General features: G+C 67.9%; 18 protein-coding genes and 1 tRNA gene. 8 read left to right on the top strand and 11 right to left on the bottom strand.

What is annotated here, in order from left to right; translation table 11 throughout:
- Positions 1 to 170 precede the first annotated feature (170 nt).
- Positions 171 to 1811: a serine/threonine-protein kinase gene (locus QQY66_RS24300; protein WP_301982433.1), complete on the top strand. Its 1641-nt coding sequence runs from the start codon at positions 171 to 173 to the stop codon at positions 1809 to 1811.
- Positions 1812 to 1836: 25 nt separating this feature from the next.
- Here the strand turns inward: QQY66_RS24300 and QQY66_RS24295 are convergent, their stop codons facing one another.
- Together QQY66_RS24295 and QQY66_RS24290 are read right to left on the bottom strand one after the other, a co-directional pair.
- Complete coding sequence (locus tag QQY66_RS24295; RefSeq protein ID WP_301987476.1) at positions 1837 to 3123, bottom strand: hypothetical protein; 1287 nt, start codon at positions 3121 to 3123, stop codon at positions 1837 to 1839.
- 300 nt (positions 3124 to 3423) lie between these two features.
- On the bottom strand, positions 3424 to 3552 hold the full coding sequence (locus tag QQY66_RS24290) for a DLW-39 family protein (RefSeq protein WP_003999697.1): 129 nt from the start codon (positions 3550 to 3552) through the stop codon (positions 3424 to 3426).
- A 327-nt stretch (positions 3553 to 3879) separates the two neighbouring features.
- On the opposite strand from QQY66_RS24290, the gene QQY66_RS24285 reads away from it, so the two are divergent.
- Positions 3880 to 4215 carry a DUF6344 domain-containing protein gene (locus QQY66_RS24285; RefSeq protein ID WP_301982432.1) on the top strand — a complete coding sequence of 112 codons (336 nt, stop codon included), beginning with the start codon at positions 3880 to 3882 and terminating at the stop codon, positions 4213 to 4215.
- A 208-nt stretch (positions 4216 to 4423) separates the two neighbouring features.
- Here the strand turns inward: QQY66_RS24285 and QQY66_RS24280 are convergent.
- The 9 genes from QQY66_RS24280 to dnaA form a co-directional block, all read right to left on the bottom strand.
- Positions 4424 to 4497, bottom strand: a tRNA-Ile gene (locus tag QQY66_RS24280).
- A gap of 124 nt (positions 4498 to 4621) precedes the next feature.
- Positions 4622 to 5410, bottom strand: coding sequence for a DUF3566 domain-containing protein (locus tag QQY66_RS24275; protein WP_301982431.1), 789 nt, complete (start codon positions 5408 to 5410; stop codon positions 4622 to 4624).
- An 18-nt stretch (positions 5411 to 5428) separates the two neighbouring features.
- Positions 5429 to 8023, bottom strand: coding sequence for a DNA gyrase subunit A (gene gyrA, locus QQY66_RS24270; RefSeq protein WP_301982430.1), 2595 nt, complete (start codon positions 8021 to 8023; stop codon positions 5429 to 5431).
- Positions 8024 to 8065: 42 nt separating this feature from the next.
- On the bottom strand, positions 8066 to 10150 hold the full coding sequence (gene gyrB / locus QQY66_RS24265) for a DNA topoisomerase (ATP-hydrolyzing) subunit B (RefSeq protein ID WP_301982429.1): 2085 nt from the start codon (positions 10148 to 10150) through the stop codon (positions 8066 to 8068).
- A 363-nt stretch (positions 10151 to 10513) separates the two neighbouring features.
- Positions 10514 to 11041 carry a DUF721 domain-containing protein gene (locus QQY66_RS24260; RefSeq protein ID WP_301982428.1) on the bottom strand — a complete coding sequence of 176 codons (528 nt, stop codon included), beginning with the start codon at positions 11039 to 11041 and terminating at the stop codon, positions 10514 to 10516.
- Positions 11038 to 12159, bottom strand: coding sequence for a DNA replication/repair protein RecF (gene recF / locus QQY66_RS24255; RefSeq protein WP_301982427.1), 1122 nt, complete (start codon positions 12157 to 12159; stop codon positions 11038 to 11040). The genes QQY66_RS24260 and recF overlap by 4 nt, the downstream gene beginning before the upstream one ends.
- Before the next feature lie 52 nt (positions 12160 to 12211).
- Complete coding sequence (gnd, locus tag QQY66_RS24250; RefSeq protein WP_301982426.1) at positions 12212 to 13087, bottom strand: phosphogluconate dehydrogenase (NAD(+)-dependent, decarboxylating); 876 nt, start codon at positions 13085 to 13087, stop codon at positions 12212 to 12214.
- Between the two features lie 140 nt (positions 13088 to 13227).
- Complete coding sequence (dnaN, locus tag QQY66_RS24245; protein ID WP_210573431.1) at positions 13228 to 14358, bottom strand: DNA polymerase III subunit beta; 1131 nt, start codon at positions 14356 to 14358, stop codon at positions 13228 to 13230.
- Positions 14359 to 15217: 859 nt separating this feature from the next.
- Positions 15218 to 17146 (bottom strand): chromosomal replication initiator protein DnaA, encoded by a 1929-nt coding sequence (dnaA, locus tag QQY66_RS24240; protein WP_301982425.1) that lies wholly within the window; start codon positions 17144 to 17146, stop codon positions 15218 to 15220.
- A 363-nt stretch (positions 17147 to 17509) separates the two neighbouring features.
- Here dnaA and rpmH point away from each other — a divergent pair, with 363 nt between their 5' ends.
- The 6 genes from rpmH to rsmG all read left to right on the top strand — a co-directional run bounded on the left by rpmH (position 17510) and on the right by rsmG (position 21042).
- Positions 17510 to 17647 (top strand): 50S ribosomal protein L34, encoded by a 138-nt coding sequence (rpmH, locus tag QQY66_RS24235; protein ID WP_003949374.1) that lies wholly within the window; start codon positions 17510 to 17512, stop codon positions 17645 to 17647.
- A 21-nt stretch (positions 17648 to 17668) separates the two neighbouring features.
- A complete protein-coding gene (gene rnpA / locus QQY66_RS24230; protein ID WP_210573434.1) occupies positions 17669 to 18040 on the top strand; it encodes a ribonuclease P protein component in 372 nt (123 codons plus the stop codon).
- The gene (yidD, locus tag QQY66_RS24225; protein ID WP_301982424.1) at positions 18037 to 18390 is read left to right on the top strand and encodes a membrane protein insertion efficiency factor YidD; all 354 of its coding nucleotides are present in this window, start codon (positions 18037 to 18039) and stop codon (positions 18388 to 18390) included. The genes rnpA and yidD overlap by 4 nt, the downstream gene beginning before the upstream one ends.
- A gap of 3 nt (positions 18391 to 18393) precedes the next feature.
- Positions 18394 to 19671 carry a membrane protein insertase YidC gene (gene yidC, locus QQY66_RS24220; protein ID WP_301982423.1) on the top strand — a complete coding sequence of 426 codons (1278 nt, stop codon included), beginning with the start codon at positions 18394 to 18396 and terminating at the stop codon, positions 19669 to 19671.
- 15 nt (positions 19672 to 19686) lie between these two features.
- Positions 19687 to 20199 carry a R3H domain-containing nucleic acid-binding protein gene (locus QQY66_RS24215; protein WP_301982422.1) on the top strand — a complete coding sequence of 171 codons (513 nt, stop codon included), beginning with the start codon at positions 19687 to 19689 and terminating at the stop codon, positions 20197 to 20199.
- 126 nt (positions 20200 to 20325) lie between these two features.
- Positions 20326 to 21042 (top strand): 16S rRNA (guanine(527)-N(7))-methyltransferase RsmG, encoded by a 717-nt coding sequence (gene rsmG, locus QQY66_RS24210; RefSeq protein WP_301982421.1) that lies wholly within the window; start codon positions 20326 to 20328, stop codon positions 21040 to 21042.
- The last annotated feature ends 212 nt before the right edge of the window (positions 21043 to 21254 follow it).

Raw genomic sequence — 21254 nt, 5'->3', positions numbered from 1 at the left:
GGGGGTTCGGTAGCCGGGTCGACGGCTGAGGAATGGGCGCAAGGGTTCGCGGACACGGGGGCCGTGACCCACGGGGGTATCGCTCATCGCACAGGGGGCGGCAGGAGTCGTATCGCTCGTCGAGGGGGAAGCAAGGGGGACAGCCTGAGGGGGAGGAGCGACGCACAGCCATGGGTGAGGTCTTCGCCGGCCGGTATGAACTGGCCGACCCGATCGGACGCGGCGGCGTAGGTGCTGTGTGGCGTGCCTGGGACCATCGCAGGCGTCGCTATGTCGCCGCCAAGGTGCTGCAACAGAGCGACGCGCACTCGCTGCTGCGCTTCGTGCGGGAGCAGGCGTTGCGGATCGATCACCCTCATGTGCTCGCGCCGGCCAGCTGGGCCGCTGACGACGACAAGGTCCTGTTCACCATGGATCTGGTCGCCGGCGGTTCGCTGGTCCATCTGATCGGGGACTACGGCCCCCTGCCGACGCCCTTCGTCTGCACCCTGCTCGACCAGCTGCTGTCTGGGCTGGCCGCAGTACACGCGGAAGGCGTCGTGCACCGCGACATCAAGCCCGCCAACGTCCTGTTGGAGGCCACCGGCACGGGCAGGCCGCGGCTGCGGCTGTCCGACTTCGGTATCGCCATGCGCCTGGGCGAGCCGCGGTTGACGGAGACCAACCTCGTGGTGGGCACGCCCGGCTATCTGGCGCCCGAGCAGATGATGGGCGCGGAGCCGGACTTCGCCGCGGACCTGTTCGCCGTAGGGCTGGTGGCGCTGTATCTGCTGGAGGGCGCCAAGCCGGATGCCAAGGCCCTCATCCAGTACTTCGCGGAGCACGGGACTCCGGGGGCGCCGAAGGGCATTCCCGAGCCGCTGTGGCAGGTCGTGGCCACGCTGCTGCAGCCGGATCCACAGGCGCGGTTCCGCACGGCCACGGGGGCGCGCAAGGCCCTCGCCTCGGCGGCGGAGCTCCTCCCGGAGGGCGGCCCGGACGACGAACTGATCGAGATCTTCGATCAGATCGGCCCGCTTCCCCCGGGGTTCGGCCCCGAAGGCCCACTCAAGCCGGCAAGGGGAGTGGAGCCGACCAGGGGCGAGCCGGGCTCGGCTGCTGGGCGCGGCGAAACGGACTCCGGGCCGAACAGCGCTGATGCGGGCTCCGGGCCGAACATCTCCGGCACGGGTTCCGGCCCGACCGGCGCGGGCGCAGCCGTCGTACCGGCTGATCTGCGGCAGGAGAGCGATCCGCGGCGGGTGTCCGATGCTCAGCGGCAGGTCGGCGGTCCAGGGCGGGGCACCGATCGCCGGCAGCCGACGGGGGCTCAGCCGCCCAGCATGTCGGACACCGGCAGCTTCCATCTGCCGCCCCCTCAGCCCACCGGCTCCTCTCCTCTGCCGCAGCAGGTGGACGCCCAAGCCCAGCGGCGACCCCAGCACCAGCCACAAGCGCAAGCTCAGCCACATCCACAACTGCACCCACACCCACATCCGCAGCCCCCGCCACCCGAGGGCAGCCACCCCGGCCCCGCCCCCTTCTTCCCCAACGACCCCACTCATGTCCTGTCCTCCCCCCAGCCGCCCACGCCGCGCCACTCCACTCAGGCCCTGACGCCGGCGTCGCATCACCGCGCCGATGCCTCTACTGCTTCGTACACCGCTCAGGACCCGCAGGTTCCACCTCCCGCGCAGGCAATTTCGCAGCCGCGCCACCGGGCGGCCCGCCCACCCCGCCGCCCCGGCCCGCCGGCGAAGGTGGCCGTTCCGCTGCTGCTGCTCGCGCTGGTCTGCTACGCGGTGGGGTTCTGGGCGCTGACCCGCATCTGAGCCCCAGCCCGCGGGCACGGCCGCCCTACCAGGCCCCGGCCCGCCTCCGTGCCACGAGCGTCCACACTCCCAGCACCGCCACCAGCACCGTGCCCGCGCCGATCCCGCCCACGGCGACCACCGTCATCGCGGCGTCGCCGCTGCCGGATGAGCCGGAGCCGCCCTCGATGACGGCCTCCTGGTCCTGTGCCGTGACGTCGAAGAGGTTCGGTGGCTCGGCTTTCCCCGCGTAACCGGGCTCGGCCTCGGCCGCACCGCTGACACGGATCCGCAGCGTCAGCCCGAAGGGCCCGTCGCCGAACTGTTCGGCCACCTGCTCCGCGAGATGGACGACGAGGTAGTACGAGCCGGCGAACCGCATGCCGCTGACCGGGTCGGAGGGACTGGCGTAGCGGTTGACGTAGGCGACCGGCGGCAGCGGGTCGATCGACGCCGCCTTCTGGCTGCCGTTGTAGTGCAGGCTGACGTCGTCGACATGGGCGCGTACGGGGTTGTAGAGGGACATGTCCAGGGCGGCGGCCACGAGGCTGCCGTCGCTGCTCGTACTGCCCAGCTCGGCGGTGGCGTGGAGCTGCTGTCCCCAGTCGACCGGCACCTTGTAGAAGAGGGTCTGCCCGGGCCGCAGGTCGTCGCGCCAGACGCCTTGACCGATGGATGTGGCCCGGGTGAAGCCACCGCCGCCGTCGCGGTGCTCGGCCTCGCTCAGCAGGGGGGTGGGCGAGGCGGAGTTCCAGTCCTTGGGTGCTTCGGTCTCGGTCGCACTGGTCTGCCTCAGCCGTGGTTCGGAGACAGGGGCCAGCTCCAGGTCCCAGGCGTCGGGTGAGGAACCGCTCCGGTCGACGCGCTCCACGACCACGTAGTAGGTGCCCGCGCCGTCGCATGAGGAGTCGCTCGCGGCGACCTCTCGTGCTCCCCAGGCGGCGATCGGGTGCGGGCTGCGGCTCCCGAAGGTGGCGGTGTCGTACGAACAGGAGCGGCTGTTGGCGTCCTGCACCGACACCTTGAGGCTGTCGGTGGGGCTCACTGTGGTGCCCGCGCGCGGGACGGCGGTCACGGAGACGTACACGTTCGAGGTGGCGTCGAGTTCGAGGCGGTAGAAGAGCCTGCCGCCCTGTGGGAGGGAACTGCGGTACGTCGTGGCCACGTCCAGCCGGTCGGCCTCCGTGGTGCCTGCCGTCCCCTCGACGGACCGTGCGTCCTCGTCGAAGGCGTACGAGCCGGGCGTTCCGAAGGCGTACGAGCCGGCCGTCGCCCCTGCGGCGAGCGCCGCACCCCCGGGCAGAACCGTCGCCGCCCACAGGACGGTTGCCATGGCAGCCACGCGCGCGTACCGCGATGGACGAAGAAGACCACGGGGCCATCCCCTCGCACGCCCCCACGTCGTACGCCGCCGCCCCATGACACGCCACCCCTCGTCGTCGCCGGACCCGGACCGGGGCCCATCCTCCCCCGCCCGGTGGTATGTCATCCGTGCAATCCGTACGAGCGACCGAAACGCCCGCCTCGAAGGCACCTCGTGGCACATCACACCCCCTCGCACAACCGGAGATGTCCCGCAACACAAAACCCCGACCGCTCGGCGGCCGGGGTTTTCAGAATCCGATGTCGATACTCACGAACCCGTGGGCACGGAGTCAGTCGCCTCCGTCCACAGATCCTGCTCGGCGCGATCCGCCTGGATCTGGCGGTACACGAGGAGCCCGCCGATGGCGGCCAGTGCGACCAGGAGAAGCTTCTTCACCGCGCGACCTCGTCTTTCGTTGACGTAGGGGACCTCTGGCGCCCGACTATACACACCGACCGATATCGATCGGTGACCTGAGTCCGCAGCCAACTCCCGTCCGGAACACCCCAGTAGAAGCGGACGATACCCCTCCGATCGGAGGGTGATCACACCGCCACGGACGGCGACTTTGTGACCCTCCTTCCACTTTTCATCCCCTCTGCACCCATTCGTGTGGTGTTGATCGGAACATCGACGCGCAAAGGGCGTCGGTCCACCACTTCGCGACCCACATAAACATCATGAGGAAAGTACGCAAATCGCCCAACCCGAAAGTGAGGGGCCATGGCCAGCAACAAGGTCATGAAGCTGTGGACCGCCATCGTCACCGCCTTCCTCGCGCTGTGCACGGCGCTCGGATTCGCCACCACGACCGCGAACGCGGCCGTACCGCAGTCCGAGGCCGCGAGCAACAGCGTCACGCACGTGACGGCGCCGCCGATCCCCTGGGCCTGGTCCCGCTCACTGCCCCCCACCATGAAGCAACGCATCCGCGCCGAGGCCCACGGCAAGTCCCCCGGCTGCCGGCACCGACCGCAGACGGACACGGTTGCGGACGCGGCACTCGAAGCCGCCGCCCTCTGCGACCCGGCCGAGCCCCTCACGCCTCTCCAGCGCTGACCCCCGGCGCGCTCCTTCCTCCCCCATCCCCCAAACGGCGAACTTGCGTACAGCACCGCCCGGACCAAGGCCCGGCCGCTCGACTCGAGCGGCCGGGCCTTTCTCACGGACAAGTTATGGGCAGTAGCGGGGTGCCCAGATCCACACATGCAGAAGCCCGGTAGGTCCTGGAGACCTACCGGGCTTCTCACCTGGCGCTGTGCCGCTGTGGGGCTAACAGGATTTGAACCTGTGGCCTCATCCTTATCAGGGATGCGCTCTAACCAACTGAGCTATAGCCCCGCCGCGCTCTGCGGTGTATGTCCCGCGCGCTGACCCCTGAAGATTAGCGCACGACGTGGGCAGTCCCAAAATCGATAGTCAGAGGACCGTCGCCCGAGGTTTGAAACGGCGTTGCCGGTTAATGTCACTCGTCCTCGGCCAGCGTCAGTTCGACGCCGCCCACGAAGCCCGCCGACAGGTTGTAGATGAACGCGCCGAGGGTCGCGAGGGCCGTCGCGAGGACGACGTCGATGACCGCGATGATCGACGTGAACATCAGGACGTTCGGGAGGGACAGGAAGGACTGGAGGTCGAAGCCGTTCGACTCGTTGGAGCCGGTGGCCTCGGAGATCGTGCCGCCGACCGTCGAGAAGACGCCCATCGCGTCCATGACCATCCACAGCACCGCCGACGCGACGATCGTGCAGATGCCCAGGGCGATGGAGAGCAGGAAGCTCACCTTCATGACCGACCAGGGGTCGGCCTTCGCCACGCGCAGCCGGGCCTTGCGGGTGCGGGGCGTCGTACGCGCGCCCGTGCGGGGCCGTCGTACGGCACCGGCGGGCGCCGCAGCCGGCGGGTAGGCCTGCGGCGGGTGGTACGGGCCGGCGGGCTGCTGGGGCTGGCGCTCTCCCGGCAGCGGAGAGGCCGGCGGCTGCGGCGCCGCCTGGGCGGCTTGCTGGGCCGACGGCTGGGGCTGGGAGCCCGGAGCGGCCGAGCCCGCCCCAGCCGCGTACTGCTGGGTCTGCGAGCCACGGGTGTCCGTCACAGTTCCCCCCTGGGATCCATGAGTGTCAGGCGAGTGCGAGTCGGTCGGGGACGACTTGATCGCTTGCAGGTTGGTCGTGTGCGAGTCCGTCACACGCGCGGCGGAGCCACGGCCGCCGTCGTCCGTGTCCGTACCGGTCGGTCCGGCGCCCGTGGCTCCGCTCACGATGACTCACTCCTCGCGCTACTCGTCCGAGGGCGCCTCACCCTCGTCCGTGCCGGTGGTCGCGACACCCTCGGCGGTCTCGTCCACGGCCACGTCGCCGTCGACTTCCTCCGCCTCGCGTCCCGCCTCGGCGTTGCGTGCGATGCCGACGACGGCATCGCGCTTGCCCAGGTTGATCAGTTGGACGCCCATGGTGTCACGGCCTGTCTCCCTGACCTCGTTGACTCGCGTACGAATCACACCGCCGGACAGCGTGATGGCGAGGATCTCGTCGGTCTCCTCGACCACCAGCGCACCGACGAGCGATCCGCGGTCCTCCACGATCTTGGCGGCCTTGATGCCGAGGCCGCCGCGTCCCTGGACGCGGTACTCGTCGACAGCGGTCCGCTTCGCGTACCCACCGTCGGTGGCAGTGAACACGAACGTACCGGGTCGAACAACATTCATCGAGAGCAGCTCGTCGCCCTCGCGGAAACTCATGCCCTTGACACCCGAGGTGGCACGGCCCATGGGACGCAGGGCGTCGTCCGTGGCAGTGAACCTGATCGATTGTGCCTTCTTGCTGATCAGAAGCAGATCGTCATCGGGCGATACGAGTTCGGCTCCGATCAGTTCGTCATCGGAACCGTCCGCTGTCTCACGGAGGTTGATCGCGATGACGCCACCGGAACGCGGCGAATCGTAATCCTTCAGAGGCGTCTTCTTGACCAGACCGCCCTTGGTGGCGAGCACCAGGTGCGGCGCTGCCTCGTAGTCGCGGATCGCGAGGATCTCGGCGATCGCCTCGTCCGGCTGGAAGGCGAGCAGGTTGGCCACGTGCTGGCCGCGCGCGTCACGGCCGGCGTCCGGCAGCTCGTACGCCTTCGCCCGGTAGACGCGGCCCTTGTTGGTGAAGAACAGCAGCCAGTGGTGGGTGGTGGACACGAAGAAGTGGTCGACGATGTCGTCTTCCTTGAGCTTCGTGCCGCGCACGCCCTTGCCGCCGCGCTTCTGGGCCCGGTAGTCGACGGTCTTGGTGCGCTTGACGTAACCGCCACGTGAGACGGTCACCACGATGTCCTCTTCGGCGATCAGGTCCTCGATGGACATGTCACCGTCGTAGGGCACCAGCGTGGTCTTGCGGTCGTCGCCGAACTTCTCGACGATCGCGGCCAGTTCCGCGCTGACGATGCCGCGCTGACGGACCGGCGAGGCGAGGATCTCGTTGTACTCGTTGATCTTCGCCTGGAGTTCGTCGTGCTCCTGGACGATCTTCTGGCGCTCCAGGGCGGCGAGGCGGCGCAGCTGCATCTCGAGGATGGCGTTGGCCTGGATCTCGTCGATCTCCAGGAGCTGCATCAGGCCCCCGCGCGCGATCTCGACGGTGTCGCTGCGCCGGATCAGCGCGATGACCTCGTCGATGGCGTCCAGGGCCTTGAGGAGGCCGCGGAGGATGTGAGCGCGCTCCTCGGCCTTGCGCAGGCGGAAGCGCGTCCGGCGGACGATGACCTCGATCTGGTGCGTCACCCAGTGGCGGATGAACGCGTCCAGGGAGAGGGTGCGGGGCACGCCGTCGACCAGGGCCAGCATGTTGGCGCCGAAGTTGGTCTGCAGGTCGGTGTGCTTGTAGAGGTTGTTCAGGACGACCTTGGCGACCGCGTCCCGCTTCAGCACGATGACCAGTCGCTGGCCGGTGCGGGACGAGGTCTCGTCACGGACGTCCGCGATACCGCCGACCTTGCCGTCCTTCACCAGGTCGGCGATCTTCTGCGCCAGGTTGTCGGGATTGACCTGGTACGGCAGCTCCGTCACCACCAGGCACTGACGGCCCTGGATCTCCTCGACCTCGACGACCGCGCGCATCGTGATGGAGCCACGGCCGGTGCGGTAGGCCTCCTCGATGCCCTTGCGTCCGACGACGAGCGCGCCGGTCGGGAAGTCCGGGCCCTTGATGCGCTCGACGAGGGCGTCGAGCAGCTCCTCGTGCGACGCCTCCGGGTTCTCCAGGTACCACTGGGCGCCGGACGCGACCTCGCGCAGGTTGTGCGGCGGAATGTTGGTCGCCATACCGACCGCGATACCGGCCGAGCCGTTGATCAGCAGGTTCGGGAAGCGGGCGGGCAGGACGGTCGGCTCCTGGGAGCGGCCGTCGTAGTTGTCCGTGAAGTCGACGGTCTCCTCGTCGATGTCACGGACCATCTCCATCGACAGCGGCGCCATCTTGCACTCGGTGTACCGCATGGCGGCCGCGGGGTCGTTGCCCGGAGAGCCGAAGTTTCCGTTGGAGTCGACGAGCGGCATGCGCATCGACCACGGCTGGGCGAGGCGGACCAGGGCGTCGTAGATCGAGGAGTCGCCGTGGGGGTGGTAGTTGCCCATGACGTCGCCGACCACACGGGCGCACTTGTAGAAGCCGCGCTCGGGGCGGTAGCCGCCGTCGTACATGGCGTACAGCACGCGGCGGTGGACGGGCTTGAGCCCGTCCCGGACGTCCGGCAGCGCACGGGAGACGATGACGGACATCGCGTAGTCGAGGTACGAGCGCTGCATCTCCGTCTCGAGCCCGACGGGCTCGACACGCTGGGCGATGTCGCCGCCTTCTTCAGGCGTGAAGGGAGTGTTCTCGTCGGCCATTGCTGGTGAAGATCCTTCCTGGTGCGGTCAGCTGAGACCGACTCAGATGTCGAGGAAGCGGACGTCCTTGGCATTGCGCTGGATGAACGCGCGGCGCGCCTCGACGTCCTCGCCCATGAGGACCGAGAACAGGTCGTCGGCCTGGGCGGCGTCGTCGAGGGTGACCTGGCCGAGGACGCGGTGCTCCTGGTCCATCGTGGTGATGCGCAGCTCCTCGGCGTTCATCTCGCCGAGACCCTTGAAGCGCTGGACCGAGTCGTCGCGGATGCGCTTGCCGTTCTGCCGGCCGAGTTCGATCAGCGCGTCGCGCTCACGGTCGGAGTACGCGTACTCGAAGTCGTCCCGGCCCCACTTGATCTTGTAGAGCGGGGGACGCGACAGGAACACGTGCCCGGCCTCGACCAGCGGCCGCATGAAGCGGAACAGGAAGGTCAGCAGCAGGGTGTTGATGTGCTGGCCGTCGACGTCGGCGTCCGCCATCAGGATGATCTTGTGGTAGCGCAGCTTCTCGATGTCGAAGTCCTCGTGGACTCCGGTACCGAAGGCGGAGATCAGCGCCTGGATCTCCTGGTTCTGCAGGATCTTGTCGATCCGCGCCTTCTCGACGTTGAGGATCTTGCCTCGGATCGGGAGGATCGCCTGGTACTGCGGGTTGCGGCCGGACTTGGCCGAGCCGCCGGCGGAGTCACCCTCGACGATGAAGATCTCGCACTTGATCGGGTCGTTCGACTGGCAGTCGGAGAGCTTGCCCGGCAGGGACGCCGACTCCAGCAGGCCCTTGCGGCGGGTGAGATCGCGCGCCTTGCGGGCGGCCACGCGCGCGGTGGCGGCCTGGATGCCCTTGCGGACGATGTCCGCGGCCTCGTTCGGGTTGCGGTCCAGCCAGTCGTTGAGGTGCTCGTAGACCGCCTTCTGGACGAAGGTCTTCGCCTCCGTGTTGCCCAGCTTGGTCTTGGTCTGGCCCTCGAACTGCGGCTCGCTCAGCTTCACCGAGATGATCGCGGTCAGACCCTCGCGGATGTCGTCGCCCGTGAGGTTGTCGTCCTTCTCACGGAGCAGCTTCTTGTCGCGCGCGTACTTGTTGATCAGGTTCGTCAGCGCCGAGCGGAAGCCCTCTTCGTGGGTGCCGCCCTCGTGGGTGTGGATGATGTTGGCGAAGGAGTACACGCCCTCGCTGTAGCCGCTGTTCCACTGCATGGCGACTTCGAGGGAGAGGGCCTTGTCCTTGTCCTCGGCCTCGAGGTCGATCACCGTCGGGTGCACCACGTCTCCCTTGCGGGAGTTGAGGTACTTCACGAAGTCGACGATGCCGCCGTCGTAGTGGTACGTGACCTTCTTGACCTCGGCGGTCTCGTCCGCGCCGGCCTCGTCCGCCCCGGAGGTGGCCTTCGCCGACTCGCGCTCATCAGTGAGTTTGATGGTCAAACCCTTGTTGAGGAACGCCATCTCCTGGAAGCGCCGCGAGAGGGTCTCGAAGGAGTAGTCCGTGGTCTCGAAGATGTCGCTGTCGGCCCAGAAGGTGACCGACGTGCCGGTCTCCTCGGTGGCCTCGTGCTGGGCGAGCGGTGCCGTGGGGACGCCCATCTTGTAGTCCTGCGTCCAGCGGCGCCCGTCCGTCTTGACCTCGACGGCGACCTTCGACGACAGCGCGTTCACCACGGAGACGCCCACGCCGTGCAGACCACCGGAGACCGCGTAGCCGCCGCCGCCGAACTTGCCGCCCGCGTGCAGCACGGTCAGCACGACCTCGAGGGCCGGCTTGCCCTCGGAGGGAACGATGCCCACCGGGATACCACGGCCGTTGTCGACCACGCGCACGCCGCCGTCGGCGAGGATCGTCACCTCGATGGTGTCCGCGTGGCCGGCCAGCGCCTCGTCGACGGAGTTGTCGACCACCTCGTACACGAGGTGGTGCAGTCCGCGCTCACCGGTCGAGCCGATGTACATACCGGGTCGCTTGCGGACCGCGTCCAGACCCTCGAGGACGGTGATGGCGCTGGCGTCGTACGAGGCGGTGACCTCGCCGTTCGACGAAGTCACCGCGCCGCTGGCGCCGGCGTCGGTGGACGGGATGTTCTCGTTGGGGTTGCCGGAATCGGCCACGAAGCGCCCTTTCTGGCACAGCACGAGCCAGGCTCGCCGGCAGGTTGCCGGAGCGGCTGCGGCATGTTGCGTTGGTAAGCCTTGATCAGCGTTGCTCAGCTTTTCCCGGACGGTCCCCACGGATGGGGCGGGATTAGCTTCCAGTCTACCGGTAGCGCCGACAGTGATGGGGGTTTGCCGGTACCTGAGTCCTCATGTGGCGCCCTGAATCGGTCTCCGCCGGGTCCCCATATGCGGAGCGGGGCTCCAAGAGGCTCACAGCGGCACTCAGCGCTTCCGGCTGTCAACCCTTGGCTACTTCGGAGTCAGGTCGCGATTCGCAACCGCGTCCGCCGGTACTTCGCAGACGTCGACGCGCGTTGATCGCTTCCCTCGACGTGATGTCCGTCACCCATAGGTGTCGCCGGGGCCCGTGCTGCCCGGAGCACGCAACGGGCCGTAGCGGCGGGCGGGGCCACCGGGGCCGTTCACCTTGATCAACTTCACTGCGCCATGGCCCAGATCCTCGTTCAGCCGGGCGACCAGCGTGGGGGCGAGCAGACGCAGGTTCGTCGCCCAGGCCGTGGAGTCGCAGCGCACGATCAGCACACGCTCGTCCTCGTCGTAGCGCTCCGGCACACAGTGCTTGGCGACGTCCTCACCGACGATCTGCGGCCAGCGGCCCATCACACCGCCCACCGCGGCCGGGGCCTCCCAACCCCGCTCGGTGATCAGGCGGTTGATCGCGGCGCCGAGCGCCATGGGGTCGCGTCCATCGGCACGCGCGCCGGAGCGCAGGCCACCGCGGCGCGCCTGCTTCTTCTGCTGCACGGCATCCCCACGCGCGCGTGCCTGTTCCTTCGCCGCGCGCAACGCCACGCGCGCGAGGTCCACCCCGGACGGCTCGGATGCCCTCTTGGGATCGTCGGTCGTCATGCGCGCTCCACCGTCCCGTCCGACACCGTGTACCGCGTCCCCGTCAGCACGTGCGGTACGTCGTCGTCGACCGCGGCCGTCACCAGCACCTGCTCACCGGGCGCCACCAGCTCGGCCAGCCGCTCGCGCCGACGGGTGTCCAGCTCGGCGAACACATCGTCGAGGATCAGCACCGGCTCATTGCCCTCGGCCCTGAGCAGGTCGTACGACGCCAGCCGCAACGCCAGCGCATACGACCAGGACTCACCGTGGGACGCGTATCCCTTGGCCGGCAGCTGACCGAGTTTGAGATTCAAATCGTCTCGATGAGGCCCTACGAGAGTGACGCCCCGCTCGATCTCCTGCTTGCGCGCATCGGCGAGCGCCGCCATCACCTGCGTGTAGAGGTCCTCGCGCGTGTGCGCCTCACCCGGCGCCGACGGCTTGTACTCCAGGGCCACCGGGCCGCCACCGGGCGCCAGTTGCTCGTACGCCTTGTCGGCCAACGGCTGGATCGCGGCTATCAGGTCCAGGCGCTGAGCAAGCAACTCGGCGCCCGCGCCCGCAAGGTGCTGATCCCAGACATCGAGGGTCGACAGATCCATCGAACGACCGCCGTGCCGACGCGCCAACGCAGCACTCTTCAACAGGGTGTTCCGCTGCTTGAGGACCCGCTCATAGTCCGAGCGCACCCCGGCCATACGCGGAGACCGGGCGGTGATCAGCTCGTCGAGAAAGCGGCGCCGCTCCCCGGGATCCCCCTTGACCAGAGCGAGATCCTCGGGCGCAAACAGCACAGTCCGTACGATGCCCAGCACATCACGGGGTCTGACCTGCGAAGACCTGTTGATGCGGGCGCGGTTCGCCCTGCCGGGGTTCAGCTCCAGCTCGACCAGCTGCTGCCGCTCGCCCTGCTTGACCTGCGCCCGGATGACCGCACGGTCGGCGCCCATCCGGACGAGAGGCGCATCGGAGGCGACACGGTGACTGCCGAGGGTGGCGAGGTAGCCGATCGCCTCGACGAGGTTCGTCTTGCCCTGCCCGTTGGGGCCGACGAAGGCGGTGACACCCGGGTCTAGCGGAACTTCGACCCGGGCGTACGAGCGGAAGTCGGCCAGCGACAGATGCGTGACGTGCATGGTCGTTCGCCGACCTCCCCCAGTGTTGTGGACCGCTCAGCAGCCCTGTGGATTACTTCTTCTCGACCGCGTGGCCACCGAACTGGTTCCGCAGCGCCGCGATCATCTTCATCTGCGGAGAGTCCTCCTGCCGCGAGGCGAACCGCGCGAACAGGGACGCCGTGATCGCCGGCAGCGGCACGGCGTTGTCGATGGCGGCTTCTACAGTCCAGCGGCCTTCCCCGGAGTCCTGTGCATAACCGCGCAGCTTCTGAAGGTGCTCGTCCTCGTCGAGGGCGTTCACCGCGAGGTCGAGCAGCCAGGAGCGGATGACCGTGCCCTCCTGCCAGGAACGGAACACCTCCCGGACGTCGGTCACGGAGTCGACCTTCTCCAGCAGCTCCCAGCCCTCGGCGTAGGCCTGCATCATCGCGTACTCGATGCCGTTGTGGACCATCTTCGCGAAGTGGCCCGCGCCGACCTTGCCGGCGTGCACCGCACCGAAGTCGCCCTCGGGCTTGAGGGCGTCGAAGACCGGCTGCACCTTGGCGACGTTCTCCGCGTCGCCGCCGTACATCAGCGCATAGCCGTTCTCCAGGCCCCAGACGCCGCCGGAGACACCGCAGTCGACGAAGCCGATGCCCTTGGCGGCCAGCTCCTCCGCGTGCTTCTCGTCGTCCGTCCAGCGCGAGTTGCCGCCGTCCACGACGACATCACCGGGCTCCAGCAGCTCGGCCAGCTCGTCGATGGTCGACTGGGTGGGTGCACCGGCCGGGACCATCACCCACACGACGCGCGGGCCCGCGAGCTTGCCCACAAGCTCTTCCAGGCTGTGGACATCGGCGAGATCCGGGTTGCGGTCGTATCCGATGACGGTGTGGCCTGCGCGGCGGATCCGCTCGCGCATGTTGCCGCCCATCTTGCCGAGGCCGACGAGACCGAGCTCCATCAGTTGTTCCTTAGGTTGCTGTGTGGCGTGTGAGGCACCTTCGTACCCATGTCCGAGCCTAAACCCGGACTCTCACGCACACCTGTGGGCATACGCGCTCAAACGTATGCCCCGACCTGCGGTGTTCTCGTCGACCGCGGTCAGCCGCTGAGGCGGACCGGCATGATCAGGTACTTGTAGGCCTCGTCCGCCTCGGCGTCCAGCGCCGGCTTGCCGCTGAGCAGCGCGGGCTTCGTGGACGTCGTGAAGGACAGCTGGGCGACCGGGGAGTCGATGGCGCTCAGGCCGTCCAGCAGGAACGTCGGGTTGAAGGCGATCGACACGTCATCGCCCTCCAGCTGGGCGTCCACCCGTTCCACAGCCTGTGCATCGTCGCTGGAACCGGCCTCCAGGATCAGCACACCCTGCTCGAAGCTCAGCCGCACAGGAGTGTTGCGCTCGGCGACCAGGGCCACGCGCTTGACGGCCTCCACGAAGGGGGCGGTCTCGATCACGGCGACCGAGTTGAACTCCGTCGGGAACAGCGAGCGGTACTTCGGGAGGTCACCCTCCAGCAGCCGCGTCGTCGTACGCCGGCCAGCGCCCTCAAAGCCGATCAGGCCCTCACCCGCGCCCGAACCGGACAGCGCCAGGATCACACTGTCGCCGCTGGTCAGCGCCTTGGCGGTGTCCAGGAGCGTCTTGGCGGGGACCAGGGCGACCGCGGACGCCTCCGGGTTCTCCGGCTTCCACAGGAACTCACGGACCGCGAAGCGGTAGCGGTCGGTGGAGGCCAGGGTGACCCGGTCGCCCTCGATCTCGATGCGCACACCGGTGAGGACGGGCAGCGTGTCGTCACGGCCGGCGGCGATGGCGACCTGGGAGGCAGCCGAGGCGAAGACCTCACCGGGGACGGTGCCGGTCGCCGACGGCATCTGCGGCAGCGCCGGGTACTCCTCCACAGGCAGTGTGTGGAGTGTGAACCGCGAGGAGCCGCAGACCACCGTCGCCCGTACACCGTCTGTGGAAATCTCCACCGGGCGGTTGGGGAGGGCGCGGGAGATGTCGGCGAGCAGCCTGCCGGAGACGAGGACCGTGCCCTCCTCCTCGACCTCGGCCTCCACGGACACGCGTGCGGAGACCTCGTAGTCGAAGCTGGACAGGCTCAGCTGGCCGTCCTCGGCCTTCAGCAGAAGGCCGGCGAGGACAGGCGCCGGCGGACGGGCCGGGAGGCTGCGCGCCGCCCAGGCCACTGCCTCCGCGAGTACGTCGCGTTCCACCCGGATCTTCACTGTTGCCGCCTCCTGCTGTTGCCGGCGCTTCTCGGCCTGCCTGGCTTCGTCGTCTGTCTCGGTGTGGTCGGTCCCTGTGAGGGGAAGGACACCGGGGAACAGTCTGACGCACGGCACTGACAGTAGGTGCCTCTCGGGGTCAAGTCGTGACGAGGGGCAGTCGGGCGCCGAAGAGCGAGTTGTGCACAGGACCTCCTTCGAAGCGAATTCCGCTCTCTCTCTAGTTGGGAGTAGTAGTAGGGCCTGTGGATACGGTGGATAACCCTGTTTTCCCAGGTCAGCGCCAAGATTTTGTCCACGGGCCCTGTGGGCGACACCGGTGGACAACCAGGCGAATCTGTGGAGAACGGAAAGTTCTGCACACCCCATGCACAGCCTGAGGTGACTTCTCCCCAGTGCCGTCCCCAGCTTTGGGCGGCTTTCCCACAGACCTCCCCGGCAGCCTGATGTGACGCCTTTCACTCGTCCCGGTGAGGAGGCGCGTCGCGTTGCCGAACAGTGGACAGCGGTGTGGAGAAGCGGGCCATCCTTGGGGACAACCGACCCCAGCCTGTGGGTTGCCGGTGGACAACTTCGTGCACAGCCTGTGGATCTTTTCGCTGTCCACAGTCTGTGGAGATCGTTCGTCCACCAATCCACAACCACCTGAGCTGGCTTGATGGTCTGTCAACGGGGTCAGCTGTGGACAGGATCTGGACAACTCCCCAGTCCCCAGGGTGTGGACGGCAGAAAATCACCGAATCTGTGGAGAGTGGCCGTAACGCGGCACGTAATCGAACACCGGGTGGCTGCGGCATAACGAAGGGCGCCCTCCGGATCTCCTCCGGAGGGCGCCCTCGATGCCGTAACCCTGTGGTCGTCAGCCGTTCTTGATGCGGTTCGTCAGCTCGGTCACCTGGTTGTAGATGGAGCGCCGCTCGGCCATCAGATTGCGGATCTTGCGGTCGGCGTGCATCACCGTCGTATGGTCGCGGCCGCCGAACAGCGCGCCGATCTTCGGCAGCGACAGGTCCGTGAGCTCGCGGCACAGGTACATGGCGATCTGGCGGGCCGTTACGAGCTGGCGGCCGCGCGAGCTGCCGCACAGATCCTCGACCGTGAGACCGAAGTAGTCGGCGGTCGCGCTCATGATGGCCGTCGAGGTGATCTCCGGCGTCGAGTCCTCACCGCCGGGGATGAGGTCCTTGAGGACGATCTCGGTCAGGCCGAGGTCCACCGGCTGCCGGTTGAGCGACGCGAACGCCGTCACCCGGATCAGCGCGCCCTCCAGCTCGCGGATGTTCCGTGAGATCCGGGAGGCGATGAACTCGAGCACCTCCGGCGGGGCGTTGAGCTGCTCCTGCACCGCCTTCTTACGGAGGATGGCGATACGGGTCTCCAGCTCGGGCGGCTGGACGTCGGTGATCAGGCCCCACTCGAAACGGTTCCGCAGCCGGTCCTCCAGGGTCACCAACTGCTTCGGCGGCCGGTCGCTGGAGAGCACGATCTGCTTGTTGGCGTTGTGGAGCGTGTTGAAGGTGTGGAAGAACTCCTCCTGCGTCGACTCCTTGTCCGCGAGGAACTGGATGTCGTCGACGAGCAGGATGTCCATCTCCCGGTACCGCTTGCGAAAGCTGTCGCCCTTGCCGTCGCGGATGGAGTTGATGAACTCGTTGGTGAACTCCTCCGAGCTCACATAGCGCACGCGCGTGCCCGGGTAGAGGCTGCGGGCGTAGTGCCCGATCGCGTGCAGCAGGTGCGTCTTGCCGAGCCCCGACTCCCCATAGATGAAGAGGGGGTTGTACGCCTTCGCCGGTGCCTCGGCGACGGCCACGGCGGCGGCGTGCGCGAAGCGGTTGGAGGCGCCGATGACGAACGTGTCGAAGAGGTACTTCGGGTTCAGCCGCGCGGTCGGTTCGCCGGGGCCGGTCGCCGGCGCGGGCTGAGCGGCCAGCGGGCCGGGGGCGCCGGTCGTGGGGAGCGTGGGTCCGACCGGTCCGCCGCGATGCACATGTCCGGACCCGGACGGCGGCTCGGGCCGCTCCCGGCGGGCGTCACGCTGGTCGTAGTCGGAGCGGGACTGGTCGTAGTCGGAGCGCTGTGTGTCGTAGGAGGGGCGCTCCATGGACTGTGGACGGTAGTCCTGGGAGGGCTGGTGGTACGAGTCCTGGGACGGCGGGGAGTACGAGTCCTTGGATCCGTACGAGTCCTGAGAGCCGTAGGAGTCCTGGGACCGGTACGAGTCCTGTGACGGTGAGGCGTACGGGTCGCGCTCCGGAAAGCCGAGCCGCTGCTGCTGCCAGCCGTAGTCGTCCTGGGATCCGCGGGGCCAGGCGCCGGGTTCGGGGCGCTGGTATTCCGAGGGGTACGCGGGGCGGGCCGTCGGGAGCTGGTCCGTGCGGGGCGGGGGCAGCTGGTCGCTCGGGGTGCCGGCGCGGTCGTCGGCGCGGTGGCGGCCGTAGCCCTCGTACTGGGAGGAGGGGAGTTCCGGCTCTTCGTACCGGGGGCGCCCGGGCGGGGCCTGGGGTTCGCCGACGGAGTCGTCGACGGTGATCGCGATGCGGATCGGGCGACCGCATTCACGGCTCAGTGTCTCGCTGACGATCGGTGCGAGACGGCCCTCCAGTACGCCCTTCGCAAATTCGTTCGGCACGGCGAGCAGGGCAGTGTCCGCGACCAGCGCCAACGGCTGGCAGCGGCGGATCCAGCGCTCGTCCTTCGCTTCGACGCCCTGCCCGCGGCCCTCCCCGAGGAGTTGCTCCAGTACTCGTGGCCACACTGCGGCAAGATCGGCAGGTACGTCAGCCACAGGGCACGCTCTCTCGTGGGTCCCACGAACGTGTGGTTCTGGGACAGGTTGGGATTCAAATCGGATGGGACGGGCGAATCGGCGTCCAGCCAAGGTAGTCAGGGCGACGGGTGCGGTTCAAGTTGTTGTCCCCAGGCTGTGGATAGTGTCTCCTGTGGGCCGCTGGTTTGACCGGATGGCGTAGCCCCGCGTACCGTGACCAGGTCGAGTTGTCGATGGCTGCTGCCGCCTGCCTCCGATGGGCACAGATCGCTGAAGGTGATCGGGAAGCGGTGCACTCGGGCGTGATGCGAGCTACTCGTGGGCGCACGGTGACAGCCAGGACGGCACCCGCCACCACCGATTGATTTCTGGAGCCCCCGAGTGAGCAAGCGCACCTTCCAGCCGAACAACCGTCGTCGCGCGAAGACCCACGGCTTCCGGCTGCGTATGCGCACCCGTGCCGGCCGCGCGATTCTCGCGTCCCGCCGTGGCAAGGGTCGCGCCCGTCTGTCCGCCTGATCCCGGTCAGGTCATGACGTCGTGCTGCCCACCGAGAACCGGCTGAGGCGGCGCGAGGACTTCGCGACCGCGGTACGACGAGGACGCAGGGCCGGACGCCCGACTCTTGTCGTCCACCTTCGAAGCGGTGCCACGGACCCGCACGCGCCTGGGGAGAGCGCTCCCCCGACGCGTGCGGGTTTCGTCGTGAGCAAGGCGGTGGGCGGCGCGGTCGTCCGGAACAAGGTGAAACGCAGACTCCGTCATCTGATGCGGGAGCGAGTCGCCCTGTTGCCCCCCGGTAGCCTGGTAGTCGTACGAGCGTTGCCCGGCGCGGGCGACGCCGACCATGGACAACTGGCCCAAGACCTGGATGCTGCTCTGCGGCGGCTGCTGGGAGGGGGCGCACGATGAAGTACCCGCTACTGGCTCTGATCAAGCTCTACCAGTGGACGATCAGTCCGCTGCTCGGGCCGGTCTGCAAGTACTACCCGTCGTGCTCCCACTACGGCTATACGGCCATCGACCGGCACGGTGCGATCAAGGGAACGGCACTCACCGCCTGGCGCATCCTGCGGTGCAATCCGTGGTCGCTGGGCGGTGTGGACCATGTCCCGCCGCGCAAGCGCCCGCGGTGGCACGAAATGCTGCGTGACGCCTGGCGCACACGCAGGGGCGGGAACTCCGCCGCCGTAACGGCCACCGAGGGGCAGATTCCTTCGAGCCCGGCCGCAGAGACCCCGTCCCATGCCCAAGGAGCATGATTAGTGGACACGATTGCCAGCTTCTTCAGCTTCATCACGACACCTGTCTCCTGGGTCATCGTTCAGTTCCACACGGTGTACGGCGCCCTCTTCGGCGATGACACCGGGTGGGCCTGGGGCCTGTCCATCGTGTCCTTGGTGATCCTGATCCGTATCTGCCTGATCCCGCTCTTCGTGAAGCAGATCAAGGCCACTCGGGCGATGCAGACGCTCCAGCCCGAGATGAAGAAGATTCAGGAGCGCTACAAGAACGACAAACAGCGTCAGTCCGAAGAGATGATGAAGCTGTACAAGGAGACGGGCACCAACCCGCTCTCCTCGTGCCTTCCCATCCTGGCGCAGTCACCGTTCTTCTTTGCTCTGTACCACGTGCTCAACAGCATCGCGAACAACGACACCATCGGCTCCATCAATCAGAACCTGCTGGACAGCGCACAGAAGGCGCACATCTTCGGGGCCCCGCTGGCCGCGAAGTTCACCGACAGCTCTTCTGACGTCGCCGCGCTCGACGCCTCGCTGACCACCGTCCGCATCATCACCGCGGTCATGATCGTCATGATGTCGGCGTCGCAGTTCTACACGCAGCGTCAGCTGATGACGAAGAACGTCGACACCACGGTGAAGACGCCGTTCATGCAGCAGCAGAAGATGCTGATGTACATCTTCCCGGTCATGTTCGCCGTCTTCGGCATCAACTTCCCGGTGGGTGTCCTCCTCTACTGGCTGACCACCAACGTGTGGACCATGGGTCAGCAGATGTACGTCATCCGCAACAACCCGACTCCGGGTTCCAAGGCCCAGGCCGCGTACCTGGAGCGCCTGCACAAGCACGTCACGCACCACGGCAAGACGCGTGGCCGCGGTGAGAAGGCCATCGTCAAGGCCATCGTGGCCAAGGGCCGTGACCGCAACGAGTACGAGCGGAAGTTCATCAACGGGCTGAGCAAGGCGGGCCTCGCGGCTCAGGCTGACGGCACCGTGGTGAAGGGCGAGACCGCGATCGCCGTGCAGGCCGAGGACGGCACGCCGACGACCGCCACGCCCAAGCGCCAGCAGCCGAAGCGGCAGTCCAAGTCCCAGCGGCAGGCCGGCGGCGCGAAGGCGGCCGGTGAGTCCTCCGAACCGAAGACGTCACTGAGCAAGTCCGATTCCGATGAGCCCGAGGACGCAAAGCCCGCCGCGAAGAAGGCCGCGCAGAAGCCCGATGGCGGTGGCCGCAGCAAGGCCCAGTCCGGGCAGCGCAAGGGTCCGCAGCGGCCCAAGTCCCCGACCAAGAAGTAAGAAGGAGTCCATCCCGTGACGGAAGGCACCACCTCCGCCGCTGCCGAGGGCGCAGACACCCTGACCCGCCTGGAGCAGGAGGGCGAGATCGCGGCGGACTACCTCGAGGGTCTGCTGGACATCGCCGATCTCGACGGCGACATCGACATGGATGTCGAGGCGGACCGCGCGGCTGTGTCGATCATCAGCGACTCCGGCAGCCGTGACCTGCAGAAGCTGGTCGGCCGTGACGGTGAGGTGCTGGAGGCGCTCCAGGAGCTCACGCGCCTGGCCGTGCACCGGGAGACCGGGGATCGCAGCCGCCTGATGCTGGACATCGCGGGCTACCGGGCCAAGAAGCGTGCGGAGCTCTCCGAGCTGGGCGCGAAGGCAGCTGCTGAGGTCAGGAGCAGCGGTGAGCCCATGAAGCTGAAGCCGATGAGTCCTTTCGAGCGCAAGGTCGTGCACGACGCGGTCAAGGCCGCGGGTCTGCGCAGCGAGTCCGAGGGCGAGGAGCCGCAGCGGTTCGTCGTTGTACTTCCCGCCTGATCGGTCCCTACGGTTCTGCGGCCCCGTCTGCCCGGCAGGCGGGGCCGAACTTTGTCAGCCTGATAGTTCTGGTGGTTCTCGTGGTCGGCGTTCGGTGCGCCGAGGCGGTACGGAAGGACGGTCCCCGTGACGGAGGCAGTGGAGCTTCCCCCTGTGCCGGAGCAGGCGCGTGAGGTGTTCGGCGATCGCTTCGCTGATGCCGTGCGCTATGCCGAGCTGCTCGCCGAGGCGGGCGTGCAGCGTGGTCTGATCGGCCCGCGCGAGGTGCCCCGGTTGTGGGAGCGGCACCTGCTGAATTGCGCTGTGCTCTCCGAGGTCGTGCCCGAGGGGGTGACCGTGTGCGATGTCGGCTCGGGCGCCGGCCTGCCCGGCATTCCTCTGGCCCTCGTCCGGGAGGACCTGAAGATCACGCTGCTGGAGCCGCTGCTGCGCCGAACCACCTTCCTGACCGAGGTCGTGGAGCTCCTGGGGCTCGATCATGTGACGGTGGTGCGCGGTCGAGCCGAGGAAGTCATGGGGAAGCTGACGCCGGTGCATGTCGTGACGGCACGGGCCGTGGCGCCACTGGACAGACTGGCCACGTGGGGCATCCCGCTGCTGCGCCCGTACGGCGAGATGCTCGCGCTCAAGGGTGACACGGCCGAGGAGGAGCTCAAGAGCGCGTCCACGGCGCTGAGCAAGCTCGGAGCCGTGGAGACGTCCATCCTCCATGTGGGCGAGGGAGTGGTGGATCCGATGTCCACCGTCGTCCGTGTAGAGGTCGGGGAGAGCCCGGGAGGCGTGCGCTTCGCGGCGAAGCGTGCGAAGGCGGCCCGGACGGGGCGGACACGTCGACGCCGTTGAGATGAGCGGGCGCGTGAGGGGCGCCGCTGATCCGTCCTGACGACGACACGTACTCCACACAAGCTGCCAAACCTACGCATGCCGGAGTGTCGCGACACTCCGGCCAGGGCTGCTGTGCATCGTGTTTCACGTGAAACGTCGCTCATTGCTGCACGGCATCATCAGTCGCGGCCGCGCCGCGGCCGAACCTCGCGACCGAAAGCCTCTCGGAT

The sequence above is a fragment of the Streptomyces sp. DG2A-72 genome (genome assembly GCF_030499575.1).
GTDB lineage: Bacteria > Actinomycetota > Actinomycetes > Streptomycetales > Streptomycetaceae > Streptomyces.
The sequence above is the reverse complement of the archived record's forward strand: the minus strand, read 5'-3'. Positions and strand labels throughout refer to the sequence as shown.

Bases quoted from the DNA above. Each gene is read 5' to 3' on its own strand.
- recF (WP_301982427.1), bottom strand. From the start codon at position 12,159: ATGCACGTCACGCATCTGTCGCTGGCCGACTTCCGCTCGTACGCCCGG.
- QQY66_RS24285 (WP_301982432.1), top strand. From the start codon at position 3,880: ATGGCCAGCAACAAGGTCATGAAGCTGTGGACCGCCATCGTCACCGCC.
- QQY66_RS24295 (WP_301987476.1), bottom strand. From the start codon at position 3,123: ATGGCAACCGTCCTGTGGGCGGCGACGGTTCTGCCCGGGGGTGCGGCG.
- gnd (WP_301982426.1), bottom strand. From the start codon at position 13,087: ATGGAGCTCGGTCTCGTCGGCCTCGGCAAGATGGGCGGCAACATGCGC.
- QQY66_RS24260 (WP_301982428.1), bottom strand. From the start codon at position 11,041: ATGACGACCGACGATCCCAAGAGGGCATCCGAGCCGTCCGGGGTGGAC.
- gyrA (WP_301982430.1), bottom strand. From the start codon at position 8,023: ATGGCCGACGAGAACACTCCCTTCACGCCTGAAGAAGGCGGCGACATC.
- yidD (WP_301982424.1), top strand. From the start codon at position 18,037: ATGAAGTACCCGCTACTGGCTCTGATCAAGCTCTACCAGTGGACGATC.
- QQY66_RS24300 (WP_301982433.1), top strand. From the start codon at position 171: ATGGGTGAGGTCTTCGCCGGCCGGTATGAACTGGCCGACCCGATCGGA.